24 protein-coding genes are annotated in these 26,212 nt (G+C 34.9%); all 24 read left to right on the top strand.

Annotated elements, in window-relative coordinates:
• Positions 1-2: 2 nt before the first annotated feature.
• The 24 genes from B154_RS0100495 to B154_RS0100370 all read left to right on the top strand — a co-directional run bounded on the left by B154_RS0100495 (position 3) and on the right by B154_RS0100370 (position 25,980).
• A complete protein-coding gene (locus B154_RS0100495) occupies positions 3-938 on the top strand; it encodes a hypothetical protein (protein WP_018610992.1) in 936 nt (311 codons plus the stop codon).
• Entirely contained in the window at positions 935-1,603 is a 669-nt protein-coding gene (locus B154_RS0100490; protein ID WP_018610990.1) for an acyltransferase, read from the top strand. Before B154_RS0100495 ends, B154_RS0100490 begins: the two co-directional genes overlap by 4 nt.
• Positions 1,591-2,514 (top strand): glycosyltransferase family 2 protein, encoded by a 924-nt coding sequence (locus tag B154_RS27285; RefSeq protein WP_018610988.1) that lies wholly within the window; start codon positions 1,591-1,593, stop codon positions 2,512-2,514. The genes B154_RS0100490 and B154_RS27285 overlap by 13 nt, the downstream gene beginning before the upstream one ends.
• Positions 2,511-3,638 (top strand): glycosyltransferase family 4 protein, encoded by a 1,128-nt coding sequence (locus tag B154_RS0100480; RefSeq protein ID WP_018610987.1) that lies wholly within the window; start codon positions 2,511-2,513, stop codon positions 3,636-3,638. Before B154_RS27285 ends, B154_RS0100480 begins: the two co-directional genes overlap by 4 nt.
• A gap of 4 nt (positions 3,639-3,642) precedes the next feature.
• Positions 3,643-4,617 carry a glycosyltransferase family 2 protein gene (locus tag B154_RS30390; protein WP_018610986.1) on the top strand — a complete coding sequence of 325 codons (975 nt, stop codon included), beginning with the start codon at positions 3,643-3,645 and terminating at the stop codon, positions 4,615-4,617.
• 173 nt (positions 4,618-4,790) lie between these two features.
• Positions 4,791-5,735, top strand: a complete 945-nt coding sequence (locus B154_RS0100470) for a glycosyltransferase family 2 protein (RefSeq protein ID WP_018610985.1) — start codon at positions 4,791-4,793, stop codon at positions 5,733-5,735.
• A 138-nt stretch (positions 5,736-5,873) separates the two neighbouring features.
• Positions 5,874-7,160 (top strand): glycosyltransferase, encoded by a 1,287-nt coding sequence (locus B154_RS0100465; protein WP_169337631.1) that lies wholly within the window; start codon positions 5,874-5,876, stop codon positions 7,158-7,160.
• Between the two features lie 16 nt (positions 7,161-7,176).
• Entirely contained in the window at positions 7,177-8,394 is a 1,218-nt protein-coding gene (locus B154_RS0100460) for a glycosyltransferase family protein (protein ID WP_018610982.1), read from the top strand.
• Positions 8,370-9,680, top strand: a complete 1,311-nt coding sequence (locus B154_RS0100455; RefSeq protein WP_018610980.1) for a glycosyltransferase family protein — start codon at positions 8,370-8,372, stop codon at positions 9,678-9,680. The genes B154_RS0100460 and B154_RS0100455 overlap by 25 nt, the downstream gene beginning before the upstream one ends.
• The gene (locus B154_RS30385) at positions 9,680-10,768 is read left to right on the top strand and encodes an acyltransferase family protein (protein ID WP_018610978.1); all 1,089 of its coding nucleotides are present in this window, start codon (positions 9,680-9,682) and stop codon (positions 10,766-10,768) included. Before B154_RS0100455 ends, B154_RS30385 begins: the two co-directional genes overlap by 1 nt.
• 26 nt (positions 10,769-10,794) lie before the next feature.
• Entirely contained in the window at positions 10,795-11,985 is a 1,191-nt protein-coding gene (locus B154_RS0100445) for a glycosyltransferase family 4 protein (protein ID WP_026259863.1), read from the top strand.
• Entirely contained in the window at positions 11,972-13,363 is a 1,392-nt protein-coding gene (locus B154_RS0100440; RefSeq protein ID WP_018610975.1) for a hypothetical protein, read from the top strand. The genes B154_RS0100445 and B154_RS0100440 overlap by 14 nt, the downstream gene beginning before the upstream one ends.
• 18 nt (positions 13,364-13,381) lie before the next feature.
• The gene (locus tag B154_RS0100435) at positions 13,382-14,536 is read left to right on the top strand and encodes a glycosyltransferase (protein ID WP_018610974.1); all 1,155 of its coding nucleotides are present in this window, start codon (positions 13,382-13,384) and stop codon (positions 14,534-14,536) included.
• A 265-nt stretch (positions 14,537-14,801) separates the two neighbouring features.
• A complete protein-coding gene (locus B154_RS0100430; protein ID WP_018610972.1) occupies positions 14,802-15,353 on the top strand; it encodes an exosortase/archaeosortase family protein in 552 nt (183 codons plus the stop codon).
• On the top strand, positions 15,298-15,873 hold the full coding sequence (locus B154_RS0100425) for a WcaF family extracellular polysaccharide biosynthesis acetyltransferase (RefSeq protein WP_018610970.1): 576 nt from the start codon (positions 15,298-15,300) through the stop codon (positions 15,871-15,873). Before B154_RS0100430 ends, B154_RS0100425 begins: the two co-directional genes overlap by 56 nt.
• A gap of 159 nt (positions 15,874-16,032) precedes the next feature.
• Positions 16,033-16,851 carry a glycosyltransferase family 2 protein gene (locus tag B154_RS0100420; protein ID WP_018610969.1) on the top strand — a complete coding sequence of 273 codons (819 nt, stop codon included), beginning with the start codon at positions 16,033-16,035 and terminating at the stop codon, positions 16,849-16,851.
• 285 nt (positions 16,852-17,136) lie between these two features.
• Complete coding sequence (locus tag B154_RS0100410; RefSeq protein ID WP_018610966.1) at positions 17,137-18,432, top strand: nucleotide sugar dehydrogenase; 1,296 nt, start codon at positions 17,137-17,139, stop codon at positions 18,430-18,432.
• A gap of 12 nt (positions 18,433-18,444) precedes the next feature.
• Complete coding sequence (locus B154_RS0100405; RefSeq protein ID WP_018610964.1) at positions 18,445-19,350, top strand: glycosyltransferase family 2 protein; 906 nt, start codon at positions 18,445-18,447, stop codon at positions 19,348-19,350.
• A gap of 131 nt (positions 19,351-19,481) precedes the next feature.
• A complete protein-coding gene (locus B154_RS0100400) occupies positions 19,482-20,663 on the top strand; it encodes a glycosyltransferase (RefSeq protein WP_018610962.1) in 1,182 nt (393 codons plus the stop codon).
• A gap of 229 nt (positions 20,664-20,892) precedes the next feature.
• A complete protein-coding gene (gene rfbB / locus B154_RS0100390; protein ID WP_018610958.1) occupies positions 20,893-21,945 on the top strand; it encodes a dTDP-glucose 4,6-dehydratase in 1,053 nt (350 codons plus the stop codon).
• Positions 21,946-21,948: 3 nt separating this feature from the next.
• On the top strand, positions 21,949-22,500 hold the full coding sequence (gene rfbC / locus B154_RS0100385) for a dTDP-4-dehydrorhamnose 3,5-epimerase (protein ID WP_018610957.1): 552 nt from the start codon (positions 21,949-21,951) through the stop codon (positions 22,498-22,500).
• A gap of 132 nt (positions 22,501-22,632) precedes the next feature.
• Entirely contained in the window at positions 22,633-23,490 is an 858-nt protein-coding gene (gene rfbA / locus B154_RS0100380; RefSeq protein WP_018610955.1) for a glucose-1-phosphate thymidylyltransferase RfbA, read from the top strand.
• 150 nt (positions 23,491-23,640) lie between these two features.
• Entirely contained in the window at positions 23,641-24,996 is a 1,356-nt protein-coding gene (locus B154_RS0100375; RefSeq protein WP_018610953.1) for a UDP-glucose dehydrogenase family protein, read from the top strand.
• Positions 24,997-25,002: 6 nt separating this feature from the next.
• Positions 25,003-25,980 carry a UDP-glucuronic acid decarboxylase family protein gene (locus B154_RS0100370; protein WP_018610951.1) on the top strand — a complete coding sequence of 326 codons (978 nt, stop codon included), beginning with the start codon at positions 25,003-25,005 and terminating at the stop codon, positions 25,978-25,980.
• Positions 25,981-26,212: the final 232 nt, after the last annotated feature.

Below are 26,212 nucleotides of genomic sequence, written 5' to 3'. Positions count from 1 at the left end.
AAATGTTTAATACTCCTATTCTCTTTATAATATTTAATCGTCCTGAGGCAACAAAAAAAGTATTTGAATCAATAAGAATTATCAAACCATTCAAACTTTATATTGCGGCTGATGGTCCAAGATTAGGAAATTTAAACGATAAAGAAAAATGCGTTCAGGCCAGAGAGATAGTAGGACAAGTTGATTGGAAATGCGAAGTAAAAAAATTATATAGAAATGAGAATCTTGGGTGCTTCAAGGCAGTAAGCGGAGCGTTAAACTGGTTTTTTCAAGAAGAGGAAATGGGGATCATTTTAGAAGACGATTGCCTGCCAAATACTGACTTTTATTTTTTTTGCCAACAAATGTTAGACAGGTTCAAAGACGAGGATAAAATTATTTCAATTAGTGGCAGTAATTTAGGGCATAACCTTAACAATGGGAATAGCTATACTTTCTCCAAATTTATGAATATGTGGGGGTGGGCTACCTGGCGAAGGGCGGCTATATCTATTGATTATAATTTAGAAAACTGGCAGAGAAAAAAGTTCAAAATCTTTTTTTTATATAGTAAACTAAAAAACTTTTTTTTTGATTTTGATATAAAATGGTATCAGTATTGGAAGCATAAGTTTGATTATATTGTATACAATGAAAAAATAACGTGGGATTGGCAATGGACTTTTCATCAGTTGGAAAATAGACAATTATCAATAGTTCCTGCAGTCAATCTTGTTACTAATATAGGTTTCAATGCTGATGCTACGCATACTTATGAACAAAGTAATCCGGCGTCTAATATTCCGTCAAAAGATTTAAAATTTCCTTTAGTGCATCCGACAACAATACGATTCAACCTTGATTATGAAGAAAAATTTGTAAAATGGGTCTGGTGTTATCATAAAAGGATGAGTATATTAAAATATCTAATAACTCGAATAAAAAGCTTAGTAAAGTGAGTATCAAAAAGATTACTTTTTTATTTAAGTATTTAAATTTAAAAACTATTTATTTCAACTTTAAATGTTTTCCATTTTTACTTGCAATTAAATTTCCTATGTTTTTACATAAAAAGGTTTTATTAAAAAATGTGGAAGGAAAGGTTAATTTACCAAAAGAAGTATTTTTCGGAATGGTAAGAATTGGATTTGGAGATGTCGGCATTTTTGATAAAGCAAAATCAAGGACAATTTGGGAAGTGAAAGGATCAATTACATTTGAAGGGAGTGCGGTTATTGGTCATGGTTCAAAAATATGCGTTGGGAAAAATGGAAAATTGCTTATAGGAAGTCGATTTAATATTACTGCTGAAAGTACAATAATTTGTTTCCATAATATCTCAATAGGGGATGAGTGCTTGTTATCTTGGGATATCTTAATTATGGATACTGACTTTCATACAATTAGCAAGGATGATATAAGATTAAACCCAGATAAACCAATATTAATCGGAAATAAGGTTTGGGTAGGGGCTCGAAGCTGTATATTAAAAGGCTCTGTTATTCCTAATGGATGTGTTATCGCAATAGACTCTTTAATAAACAAATTTTACAATGAAGAAAATTGTGTAATGGCAGGATCGCCAGCAAAAAAAGTTATAGATAATATTGAATGGGCCATTTAAATCAATTTCCAACTATATCTATTGTTACTCCTACATATAACCAGGGACAGTATATTGAGCAAACTATTCAATCAGTAATTAATCAAAATTATCCTAATCTTGAATATGTTATTATAGATGCTGGCAGTACTGACAACACAGTGGAAATAATTAGGAAATATGAAAAGCATTTGAAGTTTTGGGTAAGTGAAAAAGACTGTGGTCAGGCAAATGCTATAAATAAGGGTCTTCAATATTGCACTGGAGAGATCTTTAACTGGCTTAATTCAGATGATTATTTAGAACCCGGAGCATTAGAAACGATAGCTAAGTCTTTTTCATCAGGGTCTGATATGGTGGCAGGTAGAGTGCGATTGTTTGAGGGTGAAGGTGAAAAGGAGAAGGCTATCGAATTTGTACAACATTCAAAACTTTCAGCAAAAGGCTTACTGTATTGGTTAAAAGGAGTACAGTTTGTTCAACCGGGAGTATGGATGCGTAGAGATTTATTTTTCAAAAGTGGCGGAATTGATGAAAGCCTTCACTATAGTTTTGATTGGGATTTATATATACGTTACCTGAGTTTATTCCCTAATGTCGCTTATACTGACAAGTTGCTGATACATTTTAGGTATCATGCTCAATCAAAGACTGTAAGTATGCAGGAAAGATTTCGAAACGAAGAATTAAAAATCATTGAAAAGTTATCAATTCAGACTAGCAATAAAAATCTTAGAAAAATTGCAATTAACAGGGATTTAGAAAGAAAATGGTTTCAAGTTTTAAAAGAAAATATTAACCAAACAAATAACAGTAAGCTTAGCCGCATTTTGAATATTTTAAAACAGATTCGTTTGGCCAACATAAAAATATGGAGAGCAACAGCGGGAGCAATTAAACAAATCACTTTTGCTAACAAAGCCAACTTATGAAAATATTATGGTTAGCTCATGAGGGTAATATGAGCGGAGCTAATATTTGCTTGCTTGAATATCTCGAAATTCTTAAAGAGCAAGGAATGGAAAGCCATCTGATTGTGCCTTTTTCAAATAAAATGGAGCTGGCCAGGGCAGCATCAAAAAAAAACATTGTAACATCACACATAAAGTTTTATCCGTGGACTTCTCCTTCTGTAAATTTCAAACATCCTTTTAAACTTCGGGCAAAACAGTGGGTAAGAAACCGCTTAGCTATTAAAGAAATAATGAAACTTGTTGAACAAACAAATCCTGATTTCATTGTAACCAATACTATTGCTTCTCCTGTTGCTGCTATAGCTGCTCAGAAATCAAATAAAAAACATGTTTGGTTTGTTCATGAATTTGGTGAAGAAGATCATGGATTTACAATAGGCGGTGGATTTTTGAAAGGTGCAATAAGAATGAATAAGCTATCGTATAAGATAGTCTTCAACTCATTAGCTGTGGAAAATAAGTATAAAGAGTTAGTGCCTGACAAGAAAAAAAGTATAGTGACAAATGCTGTAGTACTACCTCAGATCGCGGTAATGAAAAACTCAGTAGAAAGTGAAATTAAGTTGATTATGTTAGGCCAGATAGCTGCGTCGAAAAATCATATTGAAGCTATAAAGGCATTGCGGATTTGTAAGGCGAATGGCTTATGTTTTGAATTAAGTATAGTGGGTAAAGAACAGAGTTTACAGTTCCTTGAGTCATTACATGCTGCAGTAGAATCATTTGATTTACAGGAACAAGTTAAATTTTTAGGACCCATAAAAGAACCTGCCGAAGTATTGCAACAACACGATGCGTTACTTATGTGTAGCAGGATGGAAGCGTTTGGGCGAGTAACAGTCGAAGCCTTAAAACTTGGTCTGCCGGTTGTTGGCGCTAACACAGGTGGAACTATAGAGATCGTCGAGAATGGATGCAACGGGTATTTATATGAAAGCGGAAATGAAAAAGATTTAGCTGATAAAATAATGTTGCTAAAACATAATTACGATGCATTTGATAAAGAAGAAATTTCAATGAGAACCAGGGAAAAATATAATGAAGAAAACACCAGAAAACAGTTATTAGAGGTGTTTAGATAGTGTTATGCAAAATAATCCTCTTTTTACAGTCGTTACTATTACCTACAACTCTGCATTGTGGGTACGACATACAATTCAAAGTGTACTGGCACAATCTTTTGTAAATTTTGAATTGATAATTGGTGACGATTGTTCTACTGATAATACGTGGCAAATCATCAATGAATTCTCAGATCCCCGAATAGTCACATTTCGAAATGAAGTAAACATAGGCGAGTATCCTAACCGCAACAAGGCCTTATCATTAGCAAAGGGAGAGTACTTAATCTTTGTTGATGGAGATGATATATTGTATAAGGATAGCCTGGAACGTTTTCAAAAATACTTGCAGGGATTTCCTAACGCTGCTGCAATTTGGGGTGTGGGTGGTTTAGATTTTGCGGTTCTTCCTTATTTATTTGAACCAATTGAACTTACCAAACTAATATACTTTTCAGATTATCCTATTAGTACTGTTGGTTTTGCTGAATCACTTTTTAAAATCAGCATGCTAAAAGAAATAGGAGGTCTAAGCAATGATTTTGCTATAGGGGACACATTTTTAAAAAAAAGAATTGCTTGTCAGTATCCCGTCTTACTTACAACAACCGGTTATACTTTTTGGCGCCAATCTGATGATCAGGCTAGTAGACGAGTTACTAAAAATTACACAAACTTAAAAGAAAATTATATTATTAACAGCATTATTGTAAACGCTGAATATTTCCCACTACAAGGGGAGGAACTTGAGCTGGCGAAAAAAAATATTAATATTTCAGTAATTAAACTATTAATAAAGAATACGTTGCTGAAAGGGAAATTAATGGATCTCATAAAGTTGATGAAACAGCTACAAATTCCATTTAGTAATTTAAATTTAGTTTCTGAAAAAATCTATTTGTCTTATAAATGCAATTCAAATGGTACAAATCCGTTAATGAATAATTATAATTTTACTTTTAAAAATAGAAATAAAACGAGTTTTTTAAATCAATCATAATAGAAAATTAATAAAGGTCTTATTGGTTTTATTTTTCCTTTTTTATGTTTTAAATTTTTGAACACACCTCTTTATCCATTATGTGTAAGCTGAAATCTTCTAACTCCTAATAAGAGAAACACATTTAAATTTTAAAATGTGAAAAATACCAGACTTTTAGTTTTTTATAAAAAATGCTTCCTTTAGTTTCCATATGTATTCCTAACTACAATAAAGCCGAATTTATTACTGAAACTATTGATAGTGTTTTTAATCAAACATACAGGAATATTGAAGTAATAATTATTGATGATTGTTCTTCTGATAATTCTGTTGAAGTAATTGAGAAGAAAATAATAAATGCTCCTTTTAAAGTGATTTTTTTAAAAAATACAGAAAATAGGGGTATTTGTTATTCTTTAAATAATGCAGTTAAAATTGCCGAAGGAAAGTATTATCAGATGATTGGTTCTGATGATTTAATTCTACCAAACAAAATAAGCAGACAAGTAGAAACATTGGAACAACTAACAGAGGATTATGCTTTAGTTTTTGGTAAACCTTACAGAATGGACGTTCATGGCAACTACCTACAAAAGGATTATTACCAATCTATAAAAGTTGATGTTTCTTCGGTGGAAACCTTAGGCTTTGAAGAATTATTATTAAAAAATTTTATTTCGTCGACTTCACATTTAGTAAGAATGAACGCTATAAAGGAAGTTGGAATGTACGATGAAACCCTAAGGGTTGAAGATTGGGATTTATGGTTAAGGCTAACGAAAAAATTTAAATTTATATTTTTAAATGAATATGACTCAGTTTATAGAATTGTACCTACATCCCTTACTAATAATTTAAAAAATTTTTCTTCGGTTTATTCCACTTATTGTAAAACTTTATTAAAACACATAAACTATTCGGCAACGGGAAACAAAAACATTGCTAAGAATATTGCCTTATTAGCTCTAATAGTATATAAATATAATGGAGAGAATAGTAAGGATCTTTTAAGAACAAATTTTTTATTAAATAAAAATATTAAATCACTGCTATTATATCTTTCAGCGGCTGTAGGGATAAAATATGAATATTATTCAGCAGTAAAGTCATGGAGAAAAAATAATTTTAAGCTGTAAAGTCTGTTTTTACGATTCATGATATTTTTTGTGAAAGCACTTTCTTAAACAGAATAATTTTATTGTTTTTTGTTATTCTTCCTTATGATTTTAAATTCTCTTTTTTAAATGAAAATTGTTTTTTGCCTAAACCATTTTATGCCAGATCAGGTGGCAGGTACTGAAGTTTATACCTGGGCTCTGGCTAAATCATTAAAGGCAAAAGGACATGAGGTGACAATTGTAACCCCTAATTATAAAAGTTTTGAATTGTACGAATATAAGTATGACGGTCTTTTAGTTAAGCGTTATGCTGAACAGGGTAACAGAGATCGCTCGGTGATAATGGGAAAAAGGCCACCAGACGGTATTGAAGCTTTTCAAAAATTGATTCAAGAATTAAATCCGGATATTGTTCACATACAGGAATTGGCAGGGAGTAGTGGAATTGGTCTTTATCATGCAAGGGTTTTAAAACAGATGGCAATAAGAATAATCTTTACCCTGCATCTTGCCAGGTATAGTTGTTTTAGCGGTACACTTATGTACAAAGGCAAAGAACCTTGTTCCGGTTTAATTGATATTGAACGGTGTACGAGGTGTGCTTTGAGTAAGCAACGAATCAGCAATATGTGCCGGCAGGCATTATACTATACATCAATGCCTCTATATAATTTAAATATCAATACCGGAAGGATAAATCATTCAATAGGTACAGCTTTTTCGTATCCCTTTATTATAGAGCAACTCCAGAGTAACTTGCTTGAAATATTTAGTCTTTCCGAAAAGATCATAGTATTAACTGATTGGTACAAGGAAGTTCTATTAAAGAACGGGATTCCTGAAAATAAGATGTGCATAATAAAGCAGGCAATACCTTATAATATTCAGACTTCTAAAGTCAGGGACCTCAAAACGCCTGAACCTGTAAAACTGGTTTTTGTTGGAAGGATAGACCCCATCAAAGGACTTCATTTATTAATAGATGCAATAGTAGGTTTACCACAAGATAAAATTGTATTAGACATCTTCGGAGCGACGAATGACGAGGATTATTTATTAAATCTTCACAGCAAAACGAAGGCAAGTAATAATATTGTTTGGAAGGGTTTATTGACGCCAACGGATGTGGTACCGACAATACGACAATTTGATGCTTTAGTTCTTCCGTCCACTGTTGCTGAAATGTCTCCCCTGGTTATACAAGAAGCGTTTGCAGCGGAAGTGCCCGTCATAGGCGCTAATTTGGCTGGTATTGCAGAACAAGTACAACATGGTTATAACGGATTGCTTTTTGATTTTAATAGTACTTCATCTCTCAGAAAGGTTCTTAGTGGTATCATAGAAGATAAAACCGTACTTGATAAATTAAAAGGGAACATAGCCTCTCCTCCTGATTTTGAATCTGTCGTTGAGCAAACTTTGTCAGTTTATAACAATAAATAGAATAATTTTTTAGAGATTGAAAGATCATATTCTATTTATAACAAGTACTAACCTGGCCTCAAATCCACGGTGTCGAAAAGAAATTAATTTAGCGCTTGCATCAAATTACAAGGTTACTTATATCGCTTTTGATTTGCCCAATTGGACAAAAGAAAAGGAAAAGCATATACAAAATGATTTAGCCGGAGTTGAAAAAATTTACGTTTCGGCCGGTCGGGAAAAATTAATAAATTGGGTCATAAGTACATCTTTAGAAGTTTTTCTTCGTAAAGTGTACAAATGTATTTCTGCAACAAGCCTTGTCTCTTATGCTATTAGCAGGAGATCGTTACAATTAATTTGGGCCCTAAAAAAGTTGAAAGTAAAACCTGATCTTGTAATAGTCCACAATCCCCCAGCTTTTTATCCGGCATATTATTATTCAAAAAAGTACAACATTCCTTTTGCTATCGATATAGAAGATTATCATCCGGGTGAGGGAAATAATAACGTTATTTCAAATCTTACTATTCAATTGATAAAGAAAATACTACCATTTGCAAATTATGTTTCTTTTGCTGCACCCTTGATAAAAGAAAAAATTACTTCTGATGTTTTACCTCACAAAATAGCAAATACTTTTATCATCAATAACGTTTTCCCAGACAGTGAGTTTCTCAAACCTTCAAAAATAACGGCGTCAGGCAAAATTCAATTAGTTTGGTTTTCACAGAACATTGACAAAGACCGTGGATTAGAAGAGATACTACCTGTAATTGAAAGTTTAAAAGATAAGTTTGAAATTACACTAATAGGTAATATTAGACAGGAATTTTATAACAATCATTTGCAGGGGAAACCCTTTATTCATATAGTTTCTTCTTTATCACAAACAGACTTGAATAGTAAACTTTGCGAATTTGATATAGGGTTAGCAATCGATACAGCAAGTGCAGATGAAAATAGAAATATTTGTTTAACCAATAAAATCTGGTCTTATTTTCAGGCAGGACTTTTTATAATTGCTTCTGATACAAGTGCACAGGTAAGTTTTATATATAAATTTAACCAGCATGGAACTATTATAGAATTGTTTGATAAGGAAAAACTACAGAAGGAAATGATAAATGTTTACGAGCAATGGGATAAATTATCGTTACAAAAGTTAGAAAGGTTTGAGAACGGAAAAGCTTACAGCTGGGAAATCGAATCTGTAAAATTGAAAATGAAGTGGAAAGAAATAGTCCAAAATTGAACAATAAAATTCTAATAATCTCTCCGCATTTTCCACCATCCAACTTAGCGGCAGTTCATCGTTCAAGACTTTTTGCACAACATCTGCCATCGTATGATTGGCGACCTACAATCTTAACCGTACTTGAAGATTTTTATGAAGAAAAGCTGGATTATCATCTTGAAAGATTATTACCTCAAAGCTTAAGGATAGAAAAAGTAAAGGCATTTAAAACCACTAAACCAAGGCTTGTGGGAGATATTGGTTTACGTGGTTTTTTTCAATTATATACAAAAGCAAAACAATTAATCAAAGAAGAACATTTTGATTTTTTATATATTCCTATTCCTTCCTTTTACGTTGCTTTATTAGGTCGCCTGTTACATGACTCTACTGGCATTAAGTATGGTATTGATTACATTGATCCGTGGGTACATGAATTTCCCGGCTCAGATAAAATTTTTTCACGCCACTGGTTAAGTACACAAATAGCAAAATTGTTGGAACCTATAGCCGTTAAAAAAGCATCTTTGATAACAGGCGTTGCAGAGGGTTATTATAAAGGAGTGCAGGAAAGAAATCCCCGATTAGTAAAGGATGCGATATTTGCGGCAATGCCCTACGGCGGTGAAAAAATGGATCATGATGCTGTAAAATCATTAGACATTAAACCATATTTATTTAGTAAAAATAGTGAAAAATTACAGGTAGTATATGCCGGGGCAATGCTCCCTAAAGCATTTGCACCATTAGAAAAAGTATTATCTGCTATTCATACTCAACAGGAGAAATATCAAGACCTTGAATTACACTTCATAGGAACAGGCACTTCTCCAAATAACCCCGATGGATACAATATAAAACCAATAGCAGAAAAATATGGGTTATGGCAAAGAAATGTCTTTGAACATCCTGCAAGAATTCCTTATCTCGATGTATTGGTTCATCTAAATGCTGCCACTGGGGTGTTTATTTTGGGCAGTACCGAACCACATTATACACCATCTAAAGTATACCAGGCTGTTTTATCTCAAAAGCCAATATGGGCAATTTTGCACCGAGAAAGTTCTGCTTGCAAAGTAATTCGAGGTTCAGGTGCAGGTGTGGTGCTTGCTTTTGATGGAGAAAACGATGTAGAAAACATTTTTAAAAGTTTCCCAAAAAGCTTTGATGAATTTTTATTGTACGCGGAAAACTACAATTGCCACACAATAAATCAAATTGAGTTTGAAAAATATTCAGCCAGTAGTGTTACAGCTACTTTAGTAGATTTAGTAAACAAAATTATTTCGGGTTTCACGAATTGATGACTTTAAGATATCATAAAGAGTTGGATGGTGTACGAGGGATCGCTGCGCTAATGGTAATGTATTTTCATTTTTGTGAAGGAGTTCGTGCTACGAAAGATGGTTTAATAAATTTTTTGGTAAAAACGTCTGTTTTTGGTCAAACAGGCGTTATTTTATTTTTCGTTTTATCGGGTTTTCTTATTACTCGTATTCTTTTAGCTAGTAAAGAAAATCGTAATTTTTTTAAGTCGTTTTATATAAGACGTTCTTTACGAATATTTCCATTATATTACGTCGGCCTTTGTATTTATATTTTTGTTGCTCCATTAATTGCAAATACGACAACTGTTTCTTTAAAACTAAGTTGGCCTTATTGGATATATCTTCAAAATTATTGCATGACCTTCAGGCTCCCTATAACCGGTCCGCCACATTATTGGTCACTCGCAGTTGAGGAACATTTTTATCTCTTCTGGCCTTTACTTGTTTATTACTTGTCTACTGCTAAACTTCTAAAAACAATCTATGCTTTAATTATAACTGCGATAATTGTTCGGATCATTTTAACGTACAAGGGATTTAATGTTTTTTATTTCACATTTTCAACAATGGACGCTCTTGCAATCGGGGCGATATTAGCTATAAAAGAAAAAACGGTAGGAAAAGCAAGTAAAGGGAACAACGCCTATACAATAACGTTATTTTTGATATTTGTTGCTTTGACGATACTATGGCTTTTTGCAGGAGGCAAAGGGATATTTGTTATACAAGCCATTAAAGGTACTTTGATTGCAACAGTATATTACTTTTTGCTTTTAATTGTTACTAATTTTAATAGAAATAATATCCTAAACCATTTTTTAATTACAAAGCCACTACTTTTCACAGGTAAAATAAGCTACGGACTCTATGTTTACCATATTATTTGCTACTCTTTTTATTTAAAGTATTTTAATAGCTCATACTTTCTATTTAATTTGCTCGGTTGTTTTATCTCTTCGTATATCGTCGCATCAGTAAGCTATTTTACATTCGAAGTAAGATTTATTGCGCTAAAGGAGAGATTTAGTAAAACAAGTGCAGAGAGAAGAATGATTGCAGTTTAATGACTTATAAGGATAGTTATTTTAATATGAACCGAACACGAAGGTTGGCTGTGATAACAACTCATCCCATTCAATATAATGCTCCGCTTTTTCGGCTGACAAACCAGGAAAATGGTAGTTTTACTATAAAGGTTTTTTATACACAAAGTCAGTTAGAGGAAAAAGTGCATGATCCTGATTTCGGATTTTCTTTTGCATGGGATATCCCTCTCACTGAAGGATATGAATTTGCGTTTGTTAAGAATGTTTCTTCCAACCCTGGTACCCGTCATTTTAACGGAATTATTAATCCAACTTTAATTGATGAAATAGAAAAATGGAAAGCTGATGCAGTACTTGTAATTGGATGGAGCTTTAAAAGCCACCTAAAGGTTCTGCGGTATTTTCATGGAAAAATTCCTGTGCTGTTTAGAGGAGATTCAAATTTAATAGACGAACCTCAAGGCTTTTCAATACAAAAATTATTAAGGCGGCTGTTTTTGCGCTGGGTCTATCATTATGTTGACTATGCACTGTATGTGGGAGAAGCAAACAAACAATATTACCAGGTACATGGCCTGAAAAAAGAACAGTTGTTGTTTGCGCCACATGCAATAGATAATAATCGTTTTTCTGGTAATGATAAAGAGTACGACTGTAAGGCAGCAGCCTGGCGGTCAGAACTGGGAATAAAAGAAACCGACTGTGTTTTTTTGTTTGCAGGCAAACTTACCAGCAAGAAAGATCCTGAAATTTTAATAAAGGCTTTTGTAGCTCTTAATCAAAAAGACACGGCTTTAATAATGGTTGGCAATGGAGCCCTTGAAGCGGAACTGAAGGAAAGATATAAGTTACATGCCAATATTTTTTTTATTCCTTTTCAAAATCAAAGTGGGATGCCGGTAGTTTATCGCCTTGGAGATATTTTTGTATTACCTTCCAAAGGACCGGGTGAAACCTGGGGGTTAGCTGTAAATGAGGCAATGGCATGCAGCCGCGGCGTGATTGTAAGTGACAAGTGCGGCTGTGTACAAGACCTGGTGCAAACAGGTGTAAATGGTTATGTTTTTGGTAGCGGTGATATAAATAGCTTACAAAGCTGTCTTCATTTATCTTTAAAGGATTATAAATTGTTGGGCGATAATTCTTTCCAAATTCTCCAAAACCACACTTATTCTGCCATTATACAACAATTGAATAGGTTATTTAGAAAAAATGAAGTGCATGCAGCGGGTTGATATAAGTGGTTTGGTTCTACTAATGGCAATTGTATCAGCACTGTCTTTAGCATTTATACAACACAGTGGTTTACTGTTAGCAGGCTACGGCGTTTTAATTGGCATAATAGCGCTTACCTGGAAACAGTACCTGCCAAACGTCTTTACCTTCGTCATGGTGTTTCACTGGGTGCAGGTAATTACTTATGTTTTGTTTGTGAACAGCGCTTGGCAAGGAGATCTGGATTTTCTTACGCATTCCTCAGTAAGAGCATACCTAAGTGCTTTAGCCGGTATTGTCGTCATGTGTTTTGTTTTTAATAAGGTTGCTTATAAAAATATACACATATCAGCTTTGGAATTTGAAGAGGCTTTGAATAAAATCAATCCCAGGAAAGTGTTGTACCTGTACCTGGTTCTTTATATTATATCCACCTTTTTAAGCAGGCTTGCATTTGGCTTTACAAGCCTGACTCAAATATTTTTAAACATTGCCTTACTTAAATGGGGCGGCTTTGTATTGCTGGGTTATTTGAGCTTTAGAAAGAAAGAGTATCGCATTTTTTTTGCGATAGCTTTTGTACTCGATTTTATCAGCGGTTTCTTTAGTTATTTCTCATCTTTTAAAGAAGTCTTTTTTTATACTGCCATTGTTGTCATGACCTATATTACCGCAATCAACTTTAGTGTAAGTGTAAAGGGAATTGCTATAGCGTTGCTGTTGTTTTCTTTAGCGGTTGTATGGACTGTAGTGAAAGGCGATTACCGTAACTTTCTAAACGAAGGCAGTAAACAACAGATAGTGACTGTATCAGAAAAGCAGGCTTTTGGTAAATTGTCTGATTTACTTTCTATTGTAAATAAAGAAACCTTCACCGAAGGAATAGGACAGTTTTTTTACCGGCTTCAGTATGTCTATCATTTGTCTAGAGCTATGGACAATGTTCCCGCTAATGAGCCATTTCAACACGGAGCAGTATGGCGCGAGACGATAGCATTTACAACTGTTCCCCGGGCACTCGATCCTGATAAGGGCATTTATGATGCGTCAATAAAGGCAAGCCGGTTTACAGGTATACGATATTTAAGCGGAGCGCAAGGCGTTTCTTTTAGCCTTGGTTATTTTGCTGATTGTTATGTTGATTTTGGTATTCCGGGTATGTTCGTTGCCCTTGCGATACTTGCTTTTATTTGGTCCAAAATTTTCAGGTTTTTTCTTTTAAAATCTACTGGCAATATTGTAATTAATTACGCAATTGTAGCTGCTTTTTTTGTGCAGTTTTCTTTTTTTGAAATGGATGGTACTTTTATGTTTGGGCGAATGTTTACCACTTTTGTTGTTTTTACTTTTTTAAAATATACGCTGTTTCCAAGAATGGAAAGGTTTGTGTGCTTTTAAAGATTGCCTGTTATTGTAATGAAAGAGAATAAAAAGCTATTAATTTTTTACGATTACTTTTATCCTGGCTACAAAGCCGGCGGTCCCATTCAATCCTTAACCAACCTCGCATTGGCATTAGCAAATGATTATCATGTTAATGTTATCACCACAGCCTATGATCTTAATATAGCTACTCCCTATGCAGGTATAGAAATGAATAAATGGAATACAGTAAAATTACCTGGAACAGGAAAGGTAATTAATGTGTTCTATAGTGATTATAAAAGTCTCAACAAACAACAGCTGCATTGTCTTATAAAAGAAAGCTCCCCGCATGTTATTTATTTAAATGGAATTTTTTCTTACAAGCTTTTTCTGCTACCGTTGTTAACTTTAAAAAAGACACGTGACAATTATAAGCTAATTATCTGTCCGCGTGGTATGTTACAGAAAGGGGCACTTTCAGGAAAGCGTTTTAAAAAGAAAATATACCTGCTATACCTGCAGCTTACAGGATTGCTTAAAAAAGCACATTGGCATGCAACTACTAATATAGAAGCCGTAGATATCAGAAAGCATTTTCCAGGCAACAGGGGAGTTGTGGTAGCTCCTAATATTCCCAAGGTTCCATTTGAAAATATTTCTTACCAGCAGAAACAGCCAGGAACCATAACGCTGGTGTATTTATCACTTATCAACGAACATAAAAATGTATTGCTGCTGTTGCAGTTAATACAACTAACAAAAAAAGATATTGTATTAGATATGTACGGTCCGGTTATAGATGAACAATATTGGCAGCAATGCACAGCTATAATACAAAAAATGCCTGGAAAGGTACAATACAAAGGAGACGTACAACCTGCTGATGTGCAACAAGTATTGTCTCAATACCATGCGCTAATTCTGCTCACTAAGGGAGAAAATTTCGGCCATGCATTATATGAGAGCTTGAGTGTTGGCAGACCGGTTATAACAAGCTATTTTACTCCATGGAATGACCTGCAACAAAAGAGGGCAGGAGTGAATGTGGATATAAGTGATATGCAGGATTGCCTCACAAAACTACTCGATCTGGCAGATATGAACCAGGCCGAATACGACACCTATTGCAGCGGCGCACACCAGTTAGCGGTGCAGTATTACAAAAACCTGGATGCAGAAAAAAGTTACAGGGAACTGTTCGGATAAACTAATTGAGCATTGTTGTAAGTGTTGTTATAAGTTTTGGCTGACAATTCTTCATTGTTAATTGTTCATTCTTCATTCTTCACTATTCATTTTTAATTTCACCTTCTTCCTTAATGATTTTTTAATTTTGCTTTTTCGTTTTTTGTTGTAAGTTGGGAGAGTTAAGGTTTTTCATTATTCATAAATAGTTTTTATTTATAATTTTTAGGGGTTGAAAAAAATATACGATAAAAAGTCACCTTACTTATTTTTTATAAAATTTCTATTGTGTTTTTTTGCTTTGTATTTCTTCTTCCCGTTTTACAGGGGAATTACAGGGGTAGGTGGTAAAATGTATTCTCCGTTTCTTGATCACCATATTAATATAGTAAAGGGGCTTACCCTTTTTCTTACTGGCAGCGCTAAGCTTATTCTCCAGGTCTTGCACTACGAAGTTTCTCAACCCAATTATCATACTTTACGAATTGGTTATTCCAGCGGTATCAGTGTAAATCCTTCGTGCCTTGGCTGGGGCGTTATGAGTTTCTGGATTGCCTTTGTTTTTGCCAATAATGGAAGCTGGAAACACAAATTGAAATGGATGATCACAGGTATTACTTCTATCTGTATTTTAAATATAACCCGCATTGTACTTATCTGCGTTGCCAATCATCTCCATTGGAAGACTATCACTACTTTAGATCATCACCAGACATTTAATATTTTTTCTTACGGGTGTATTTTTATTTTAATGTATGTATATGTAGGCGTTCAAAAAAAATATGAAGGAATTGAGCTTAGAAGAGAAAAACAAACGAACAAATTTAGCACAGTATAATAATAGTTGGTATAATCCCGGCCCCCGGTGGAAAAGATCGTTATGGCTAATAATAAATGTTATTTTTTTTAACAACGGATTGGCGGTTTTTACTATCTTTAAGTGTTGGTTGTTAAGAAAGTTTGGAGCGAAAATTGGTAGTAGAGTTGTCATAAAACCATCTGTCAATATAAAGTATCCATGGTTTCTCCATATAGGTGATGACGTTTGGATAGGAGAGAAAGTATGGATAGATAGCCTTGCACAAATAACAATCGGTAATAATGTTTGTATCTCCCAGGGAGCAGTATTATTGACAGGCAATCACAATTATAAAAAAATATTCTTTGATTTAAAACTCAGTCCGGTAGTCTTGGAAGACGGCGTATGGATAGGTGCGAACTCAATTGTTTGTCCGGGTGTGATTTGTAAAACACATGCGGTACTTACGGTAGGTTCTGTAGCTACAAGAAATCTCGAATCCTATAGCATTTACCAGGGAAATCCAGCAGAAAGAGTAAAACAACGTATTATAGAATAAATATCATATTCTGTAATACTTACAACCTTATTAGCTTTTTAAATGTCTATAAGGTGTAATAATTGTTGTTTTATTTTTAACGCAAATAACCTAGTATTATTAATTGAACAGGTATCGATTACCTTCAAAAAAAATGTTCGTTAATAGCGCCATTTGAAAATGAGAGTTTCTATAATAACAGCTACCTATAACAGCGCGGCTACCATCAAAGACACCATTTTGTCGGTTAAAAACCAGACTTACCATAATGTGGAACACATTGTAGTAGATGGTCAGTCTACCGATAATACGCTTCACCTTGTTAATCATTTTGGACACCAGGGACCTATTCTTTCAGAACCCGATAAAGGCATTTATGATGCTATGAATAAAGGGGTAAAGATTGCCGGGGGCGAAATAGTAGGTATTTTAAATTCAGATGATTTTTATCCTCATAACGGGGTTATAGAAAATGTGGTGAAAGCTTTTGAAAGCGGTGATTGCGATGCAGTGTACGGAGACCTGATAGTGGTAGATCCGTATCATATAAAAAGAGTGCTTAGAAAATGGATAGCAGGTGTGTACAGCCGGAAGTTATTCTACAAGGGCTGGATGCCTCCTCATCCTACTTTTTTTGTAAAAAAAGAGATCTATGAAAAGTTCGGCAGTTTCAATATCGATTTTAAGTGTTCTTCCGATTATGAATTGTTGCTCAGGTTCATGCTATTAAATAACATCAAGGTTCAATATTTGCCAGGCGTCCTGGTACACATGAGAGCCGGGGGATGCAGCAACAAAACATTTAAACACAGGTTGGTAGCCCATATGGAAGATTACCGCGCCTGGAAGACAAATGGTTTATCGCCCAAATGGTACACCATAGCAATGAAACCGCTAAGTAAAGTAAAACAATACCTGGCAGTAAGCAGGCTTTCTCAGACCAATAAAGTTTTGGTAAATGCGTTTTTAACTCCTACAGAGCCTTCTAACCAACTTTGAGCTACTTGCAGCCTTTTCTGCTGCTGAAGTCCTTTCTTCAATTTTTATCCATTTTTCTATTTCATGCTGTGTATTATCTGTAAGTCCTTCCATTCCGGGTTGAGGCTGTTTATTAGATTCTCCTTCCATTGTCGTTTCCAATTTTTTAGTTGCTTTTCCTGGCGATGAGAAACAAGTTCACAACGACGGTTAGAAACAAGTTCACAACGATGTTCTGAATCTTCAATTGTAGCTCCAATTGAAATTACAAGTATTTTTGAACGTTTATAAAGGAAACTATTATTAATGAAACGGGAGCAAAAGATAGCGGTAATTGGTTTGGGTTATGTAGGCTTGCCTCTTGCCATTGAGTTTGGAAAAAAATATCAGGTACTGGGTTTTGATATTAACAAAAAGAGAATAAAGAATCTTTTGAACGGTAAAGATGATACTAATGAGGCAGACCTGGACGGACTGAAAGCTGCAACATTGCTTGAATCCGACAAAGGCCTTTGTTTCTCTTCTGATCCCGCAGATCTTAATAAATACAATGTATTTATTGTTACGGTTCCTACCCCGATTAACCAATTTAAATCGCCCGACCTCAGTTATTTATTGGAAGCTTCTGAAATGATTGGAAAATCTTTAAAGAAGGACGACATAGTGATATATGAATCTACGGTTTACCCGGGTTGTACTGAAGAAGATTGTGTACCCGTACTGGAACAGTTTTCAGGCTTAACCTTTAATAAAGATTTTTTTTGCGGCTATTCCCCGGAAAGAATAAATCCTGGAGATAAGGTAAATACTTTAACGAAAATAAAAAAAGTAACATCGGGTTCAACGCCTGAAATTGCAGAAATTGTAGATCAGTTATATGCATCTATAATTGTTGCGGGAACGCACAAAGCGCCAAGCATAAAAGTTGCGGAAGCCTCTAAAGCTATAGAAAACGCGCAGCGTGATGTAAATATTTCTTTTGTAAATGAGCTGGCGCTTATTTTTGACCGTATTGGCATAGACACCAATGATGTAATTGACGCGGCAGCAACAAAATGGAATTTTCTAAAATACAAACCAGGGTTGGTAGGAGGGCATTGTATAGGAGTTGACCCCTATTATCTTGCTTATAAAGCTGCATCCCTTGGTTATCATGCAGAAGTTATTTTGTCGGGAAGAAGAGTGAATGATAATATGGGAATGTTTGTTGCCAATAAAGTAGTTAAGCTTTTGATTAAAAAGAATCATACTATTAACGGATCAAAAGTGCTGATACTCGGCATTACATTTAAAGAGAATTGTCCGGATATAAGAAATTCGAGGGTAATTGATATTTATAAAGAATTGAGGCAATTTGGATTGACAGTTGACGTGTACGATCCTTATGCAGGCAAAGAACAGGTAAAAGCTGAATATAATATTGAATTGATTGAAACATTACCTGTGCAGGCGAAAATGGAAGATCGGTACCAGGCGATTATTTTAGCGGTGTCTCATAAGCAGTTTCTTACTATTGACTTTGATTCATTAAAAAATGCAGATACCATCATTTTTGATACAAAAGCTGCTTTAGACAGATCAATAGTAGATGGAAGATTATAACGAGAAGAAACAATGAAAGTTTTTGTAATTATAGTTACATACAATGCGAGCAAGTGGATTGATAAATGTTTTGGATGTTTAAGAAATTCTTCATTACCTCTTGAAATTATTGCAGTTGATAATAATTCTACTGATAATACTTTGGAAATATTAAGTTCTGAATATCCTGAAGTAGAACTATACAAGAGTAAAACAAATCTTGGTTTTGGAAAAGCAAATAATATTGGTATTAAGAAGGCTTTTGAGAGAGGTGCCGATTATTTTTTCTTGTTAAACCAGGATGCATGGTTAGATCCCGCATATATAGAAGGATTAATTAATCTTCATAAGAATAATACCAATTTTGGAATTGTAAGTCCAATTCATCTAAACGGTTCAGGCACTGCTTTGGATTTCCGGTTTTCTCTCACCTGTAATGAAATTGATTGCCCGGGTTTTGTTTCAGACCTGGTATTACAAAAAACAAAAGACATCTATTCTATTAGTTTTTGCAATGCAGCCTTATGGTTAATCTCGCGAGAGTGTATTGTAAAAGCGGGAATTTTTGATCCTCTTTTTCCTCACTATGGTGAAGATACCGATTATGTTAACAGGATCAGGTATCATGGTTTTAAAATAGGAATTTCTCCTCTGTATCATGGCTTTCACGGCAGGGAGAAAAGACATGCTTCAGAAAAAATAGACAGAGCTATCATTGATTTAGGTTATATATGTAGTTTAAAAGATATTAACCGTCCTTTCTTCTTTTCTTTGCTAAGTTTTCTTTCTGTCTTTATTATACGGCTTTTCAAAAAAATTCTCACAGGAAATATAGTCTCTGTTTTTAAAGATTTTAAATTCTTTATTCAATTGCTCGTTTCGATGCCAAAGATTATAGAGACAAGAAAAGTATGTAAAAAGCCTTCCGCTTATTTATAATTGGCTAATAACCTCTTTTGACATCAAATTACCTGCACCCGATCTCTTTAAAATAAATTCGTCGCTACTTTTGCCGTAAAAAGAATTACTCTTATAAATGATTTTGTAAGAATTATTAGAATAAGTCCGAAATGTTAGATACGCCCCGAATTCTATTTATTACCGCCGATGCTTCACTGTATGGTTCAAACAGATCCTTGTTGAATTTATTATGTTCGCTGCAGTTGAAAACGGGGGATTACATTGTGATGACGCCTGCCTACGGTGAGTTTAATAAAGAGTTGGATAAATTAAGTATAAAGAATATTGTAGTAAGATATGGTTGGGAATGTGCCTTTAAAAGTGATAAATTTTATTCGGAAACAAAGTTTTTCTTAAGCAATACAAAGAATTATCTAATAAATTTTATAGCAAAAAGGAAAATAGCGGACATAGTAAAAAGAAACAATATCAATATTATACATTCTAACAGCAGCGTTATATCTATCGGATTTGAAGTAGCAAAAAAAACGGGTATAAAACACGTATGGCATATCAGGGAATTTATTAAACTGGATCATGGTTTAACCTTATTTAAAGATGAAGAGCAGTATTTGAAGAAAATACATGAATCTGATGCTATCATATGTGTTTCAAATTCACTAGCAAATTACTTTAAGGTAACGGGGAAAGGAAGCATAATATACAATGCAGTGGCTCCGAAATCGGAGATAGCAGACCCTGTGGATAAAGAAAACTATTTTTTATTTTGCGGTGCATTTACCAGAAATAAGGGGTTGCATAAAGCCCTCATGGCATTTGCCGACATTTGCGCGACAGATAAAAAAGTCAGGCTAAAAATAGCAGGCAGTTTTACCAGGCATAATGAATATTATTTTTACATATTGTCATTGGTAGAAGAATTAAAATTATCTGATCGCATAGATTTTTTAGGATATAGAAAAGACGCGCGAAACTTAATGAATAAGGCTTTAGGTCTTCTTGTCTGTTCAGAGCATGAAGGCATGGGGCGTGTTACGGCAGAAGCTATGTTGTTTAATTGCCTTGTCATTGGTTATGACGATAAAGCAGGTACAAGTGAACTTATTACACCAAACAAAACAGGACTGCTATTTGAGACAAAGGAAGAATTAGTATTGGCCATGAGATATGCAATGGATGAAAAAAGTGAAGTTGACCACATAATAAAACAAGCCAAAGCGTTTGCCTTGAATAACTTTACGGAGGAAGTTTTTAGAAGCAAAATGTTAAGCGTGTATGAAAGCTTATTCGATCTGCCTGTTAAACCTGCTGCAGCATCTGTACCAATATAAACAGAGATAAAAGGGAAGCGCTTTACCTAACACTGTTGCATAAATTACAAACGAAGCGTTCTCAATGATTTAGTTCTGCTGTAATCACCCTTTCATTTTCCCGTGTTTCTTCTTATAAAAGAAACACATTGTTTTTTTAATTGTTATACCACTCGTAAACTTTTTTATGAAATCGGGTGGGATCATTCTATTTTCGCGCCATTAAGTTAAATATTTCTTTTAAGTATACATGAAAAATATAGTAATAACCGGAGGAGCGGGTTTTATAGGATCGCATGTTGTAAGACTGTTTGTAACAAAGTATCCCCAATATAAAATTATCAACCTGGATGCATTAACCTACGCAGGCAACCTTGAAAACCTGGCGGATATTGACAGTATGCCTAATTACACTTTTGAAAAAGTAAATATACTTGATGTGCCGGAAGTTGAAAGGGTCTTCAAGCAATACCAGGTTACAGACGTAATTCACCTGGCAGCAGAATCTCATGTTGACCGGTCTATTCACTCTCCACTTGATTTTGTATTTACCAATGTACTCGGCACGGTCAATCTTTTAAACGCAGCTAAGAAAAACTGGGCGGATGATTTTAGTGATAAATTGTTTTATCATATTTCTACCGACGAAGTATATGGAGCGTTGGGCAGTACAGGTTTTTTTACCGAAACCACGCCTTACCATCCCAATTCACCTTATTCTGCCAGTAAAGCTTCTTCTGACCACTTTGTAAGAGCGTATGGCGAAACATACGAGTTACCATTTGTCATTTCAAATTGTTCTAACAATTACGGTCCTAATCATTTTCCCGAAAAGCTGATACCTCTTTTAATAAATAACATCATTTCCAAAAAAGCATTACCTGTTTATGGTGATGGCCTTTACACACGCGACTGGTTGTATGTGAAGGATCATGCTACAGCCATTGATACTATTTTTCATGCAAAAAAAGTTGGTGAAACATTTAATATCGGAGGTTTTAATGAGTGGAAGAATATTGACCTGGTAAAATTGCTTTGTAAACTGATGGATGAGAAACTTGGTAACCAGCCTGGTACAAGCGAAGCATTAATAACTTTTGTAAAGGACCGTCCCGGTCACGACAGGAGATATGCAATAGATGCAACCAAAATAAACAGGGAACTTGGATGGAAGCCATCTGTCACGTTTGAACAGGGATTGAGCGAAACTATTGACTGGTATTTAAACAACCAGGAATGGCTGAACCACGTTACCTCCGGTTCTTATAAAGATTACTATAACAAAATGTACGATAACAGCTAAAATATGCGAGCAGAGAAAACACCATTAAAAGATTGTTTTTTAATACATGACAGCATTCACTACGATGAGAGAGGTCATTTCTTTGAAAGTTTCAACGCACAGAAATTTTATAGAGAAACAGGTGCCAATACCCCTTTTGTGCAGGACAACCAATCCCACTCGGTAAGAGGGGTTTTACGCGGTATTCATTTTCAAAAAGGAGAATTTGCCCAAGCTAAACTCGTGAGGGTTTTGAAAGGAGAGGTGTTAGATGTCGCAGTTGACTTAAGAAGGTCATCGCCTACATTTGGCCAACATTATGCTGTGGTTTTATCAGAAACTTCACATACACAGCTTTATATTCCCAGGGGATTTGGACATGGTTTTCTTGTGCTAAGTGATGTAGTAGATTTTTTTTATAAATGTGATAACTTCTACAACAAAGAAGCTGAAGGCGGTATCATTTATAATGATCCTGAAATTAATATTAATTGGCTCATGCAACCAAATGATCTTATTATTTCATCTAAGGATATAAGTTTACCGCTGTTAAGCTCTTATGCAACACTTTTTTGAGATAAAAGTATTGAAAATATTTCTGGTATAGTTTGTGTTAAACGGGCATAAAAATATTTTGAATCAAAAAAGACCTATTTAGCTATAACTGCAACAATATTCTTTATTAAAACAGAGATCTTTTTATAAAAAATGAAAGGAATAATATTAGCAGGAGGTTCGGGAACAAGACTGTACCCGATTACAAAAGCCATAAGCAAGCAGTTAATGCCCATTTATGATAAGCCGATGATCTATTATCCAATATCTGTTTTAATGCTTGCAGGTATTAAGGAAATATTAATTATTACGACACCTGAAGACAGTACCCAGTTTCAAAGGCTGCTCGGCGACGGAAAAGACATAGGAGTTCATTTTACATACGCTGTGCAGGAGGTGCCCAATGGCCTCGCCCAGGCTTTCGTAATAGGAGAGGAATTTATAGGGGACGATAGAGTAGCATTGATATTGGGAGACAATATTTTCTATGGAAGTGGATTGAGTAAGCTGCTGCAATCTTTTTATAACGTAGACGGTGCTGCTGTTTTCGCATACGAAGTAGCAGACCCTGAGAGATATGGGGTAGTAGAGTTTGACTCTCAGTTTAATGCAGTAAGCATAGAAGAAAAACCCGCAAACCCTAAGTCGAAGTTCGCGGTTCCGGGTTTATATTTTTATGATAATTCTGTAGTGGAATTAGCAAAGAAAATAAAACCATCAGCAAGGGGAGAATATGAAATAACTGATATAAACAGGATATACCTTGAGCAGGGAAAGTTAAAAGTAGGGGTAATGGACAGGGGAACAGCCTGGTTAGACACGGGTACATTTGACTCACTTAGTGATGCTTCTGAGTTTGTAAGGGTTATAGAGAAAAGACAGGGCCAAAAAATTGGTTGTATTGAAGAAGTGTCTTACCGGATGGGCTTTTTAAGCAGCGAAGGGTTACATAAGCAGGCCGAAAGATATAAAAAGAGCGGTTACGGAGAATATCTCAGTCGCATTAAATAATGATAAAATACTAATACCTTAAATTTATCGTTATAAATACTTACATTAAGTACAGCATCTCTACTAATTGTTTAGCCATATTGAAATAATTTTTTTCTTAAACATATTAGTAAAAAAGCGCTAATCTAAAATCAATTAATATTTATTTTTATGAAAATTGTCATCGTTGGTACAGGTTACGTCGGACTCGTAACAGGTGCATGTCTTGCAGAAGTTGGTGTAGAAGTCGTATGTGTAGACGTACACAAGCAAAAGATTGAAAATCTAAAAAAAGGAATTCTTCCAATTTTTGAACCAGGACTTGAAGCGATTGTTACAAGCAATTACAGCAAGGGTCGCTTACAATTCAGTACAAGTTTATCAGAATCAATAAAGGATGCGCAGGTTGCTTTTATAGCTGTAGGTACTCCTCCCGGAGAAGATGGAAGCGCAGATTTAAAATATGTATTGCAGGTAGCAGATACCATTGGCAGTTGTATTGAAGAATATATCATAGTAGTAACAAAAAGTACAGTGCCTGTAGGTACTGCAAAAAAAGTGAAGGCAGGCATTGCATCAGCATTGGCCAAGAGATCAGTTAATATTGATTTTGATGTTGCTTCCAATCCGGAGTTTTTAAAAGAAGGTGCCGCAGTAGAAGATTTTCTTAAGCCGGACAGAATAGTTATAGGCGTTGAGTCTGAGCGTGCAAAAGAAGTATTAGGAAGGTTGTACCATCCGTTTCTTTTAAACTCGCATCCTGTATTATTTATGGATATTCCGTCTGCGGAAATGACAAAATATGCAGCTAATGCAATGCTGGCAACCAAAATATCTTTTATGAATGATATCGCCAACTTATGCGAACTGGTTGGTGCGAATGTAAATGAAGTAAGGAAAGGTATAGGTTCTGACCCACGCATTGGCAACCGTTTCATTTATCCGGGTATTGGATATGGTGGTTCATGCTTTCCAAAAGATGTAAAGGCACTTTTTCATACTTCTGATGAATATGGTTACGATTTACGAATTCTGAAAGCCGTAGATGCTGTAAACGATGATCAGAAACACGTAATATTCAAAAAAATACAAAATCATTTTGATGGAGATTTGACCGGGAAAGTATTTGCATTATGGGGTTTGTCTTTCAAACCAAACACAGATGATATGCGCGAAGCACCGGCTTTAGTACTTATACAGTCTCTGTTAGATGCAGGAGCAAAGGTTCACGCATACGATCCTGTTGCAATGGAAGAAGCAGCCCATATGGTAGACGACCAGGTTATTTTTACCCGCGGCGCAATAGATGCGGTAAAAGGAGCCGATGCGCTTGTATTGGTAACTGAATGGTCAGAATTCCGTTTGCCGGATTGGAAAAAGGTTAAAAACATAATGAAAGGTGATGTGGTATTTGATGGTAGAAACATCTACAGCCCTTCTGAAGTTGTTGAAGCAGGTTTTTCATATTATGGAATAGGCTTACAACCCAATGTAAAAACCAGTCAATTACAACCGAGTGAAGCTTAAAAATATATGAAAAAAAGGATATTAATAACAGGTGCAGCAGGCTTCCTGGGCTCTCACCTGTGCGACAGGTTTATAAAAGAAGGTTTTTCTGTAATGGCAATGGACAACCTTATTACGGGTGACCTTAAAAATATTGAACATCTTTTTCATCTTAAGGATTTTGAATTTTATCATCACGATGTATCAAAATTCATTCATGTTCCAGGGAATTTGGATTATATATTGCATTTTGCTTCCCCGGCAAGTCCGATAGATTATCTGAAAATACCTATTCAAACATTAAAGGTAGGTTCATTAGGAACTCATAATTGCCTCGGTCTTGCAAAAGATAAGAAAGCAAGAATACTGGTTGCTTCTACGAGCGAGGTATATGGTGATCCTAATGTACACCCGCAAAATGAAGACTACTGGGGAAATGTAAACCCGGTAGGTCCAAGAGGTGTATACGATGAAGCGAAACGTTTCCAGGAAGCTATTACCATGGCTTACCACACATTTCATAATGTAGAAACAAGAATCATTCGCATATTTAATTCGTATGGACCGAGAATGCGGTTAAATGACGGACGAGCATTGCCTGCTTTTATCGGCCAGGCATTAAGAGGCGAAGACCTTACAGTATTTGGTGATGGTTCACAAACAAGGTCTTTCTGTTATGTAGACGACCTGATCGAAGGAATTTACCGGCTATTATTTAGTGATTATGCAAGTCCGGTTAACATCGGAAACCCTGATGAGATATCACTTAAAGAGTTTGCTGAAGAGGTATTAAAGCTGACAAATTCTGACGTCAAAATCAAGTACAGACCTTTACCGGTAGATGACCCTAAGCAAAGACGTCCTGATATTACAAGGGCAAAAGAGCTGCTTGGGTGGGAGCCAAAAGTGTCAAGATCTGAAGGATTGAAAATCACGTACGATTACTTTAAATCTCTGCCCCAGGAAGAACTGTATAAACAGCCTAAAGAATTTATGAGTAAATAACACAGAAAATCTTTTGGAATAAGATTACAATTCTTTCAGTTTTTTACAAACGTTGATAGTTGAACATGGTATAAAGGGGGTTAACAGCCCCCTTTTATTATTATATCCATTTACTTAACTTATAATAATGCCGAGCAATAAAAAGATAGGCTAATTTTCAAAAAACCTGTCTTTCAAAATAGAATATCAAGTAATATTGTTTATTAAAAAAGGCGTGTAAACATTTATTTTG

Source organism: Segetibacter koreensis DSM 18137, assembly GCF_000374045.1.
Taxonomy (GTDB): Bacteria; Bacteroidota; Bacteroidia; order Chitinophagales; family Chitinophagaceae; genus Segetibacter; species Segetibacter koreensis.
This window is presented reverse-complemented; position numbering and strand designations above follow the sequence as displayed.

Bases quoted from the DNA above. Each gene is read 5' to 3' on its own strand.
- B154_RS0100495 (WP_018610992.1), top strand. From the start codon at position 3: ATGTTTAATACTCCTATTCTCTTTATAATATTTAATCGTCCTGAGGCA.
- B154_RS27285 (WP_018610988.1), top strand. From the start codon at position 1,591: ATGGGCCATTTAAATCAATTTCCAACTATATCTATTGTTACTCCTACA.
- B154_RS0100480 (WP_018610987.1), top strand. From the start codon at position 2,511: ATGAAAATATTATGGTTAGCTCATGAGGGTAATATGAGCGGAGCTAAT.
- B154_RS30390 (WP_018610986.1), top strand. From the start codon at position 3,643: ATGCAAAATAATCCTCTTTTTACAGTCGTTACTATTACCTACAACTCT.
- B154_RS0100470 (WP_018610985.1), top strand. From the start codon at position 4,791: ATGCTTCCTTTAGTTTCCATATGTATTCCTAACTACAATAAAGCCGAA.
- B154_RS0100465 (WP_169337631.1), top strand. From the start codon at position 5,874: ATGCCAGATCAGGTGGCAGGTACTGAAGTTTATACCTGGGCTCTGGCT.
- B154_RS30385 (WP_018610978.1), top strand. From the start codon at position 9,680: ATGACTTTAAGATATCATAAAGAGTTGGATGGTGTACGAGGGATCGCT.
- B154_RS0100445 (WP_026259863.1), top strand. From the start codon at position 10,795: ATGAACCGAACACGAAGGTTGGCTGTGATAACAACTCATCCCATTCAA.
- B154_RS0100440 (WP_018610975.1), top strand. From the start codon at position 11,972: ATGCAGCGGGTTGATATAAGTGGTTTGGTTCTACTAATGGCAATTGTA.
- B154_RS0100435 (WP_018610974.1), top strand. From the start codon at position 13,382: ATGAAAGAGAATAAAAAGCTATTAATTTTTTACGATTACTTTTATCCT.
- B154_RS0100425 (WP_018610970.1), top strand. From the start codon at position 15,298: ATGAAGGAATTGAGCTTAGAAGAGAAAAACAAACGAACAAATTTAGCA.
- B154_RS0100420 (WP_018610969.1), top strand. From the start codon at position 16,033: ATGAGAGTTTCTATAATAACAGCTACCTATAACAGCGCGGCTACCATC.
- B154_RS0100410 (WP_018610966.1), top strand. From the start codon at position 17,137: ATGAAACGGGAGCAAAAGATAGCGGTAATTGGTTTGGGTTATGTAGGC.
- B154_RS0100405 (WP_018610964.1), top strand. From the start codon at position 18,445: ATGAAAGTTTTTGTAATTATAGTTACATACAATGCGAGCAAGTGGATT.
- B154_RS0100400 (WP_018610962.1), top strand. From the start codon at position 19,482: ATGTTAGATACGCCCCGAATTCTATTTATTACCGCCGATGCTTCACTG.
- rfbB (WP_018610958.1), top strand. From the start codon at position 20,893: ATGAAAAATATAGTAATAACCGGAGGAGCGGGTTTTATAGGATCGCAT.
- rfbC (WP_018610957.1), top strand. From the start codon at position 21,949: ATGCGAGCAGAGAAAACACCATTAAAAGATTGTTTTTTAATACATGAC.
- rfbA (WP_018610955.1), top strand. From the start codon at position 22,633: ATGAAAGGAATAATATTAGCAGGAGGTTCGGGAACAAGACTGTACCCG.
- B154_RS0100375 (WP_018610953.1), top strand. From the start codon at position 23,641: ATGAAAATTGTCATCGTTGGTACAGGTTACGTCGGACTCGTAACAGGT.
- B154_RS0100370 (WP_018610951.1), top strand. From the start codon at position 25,003: ATGAAAAAAAGGATATTAATAACAGGTGCAGCAGGCTTCCTGGGCTCT.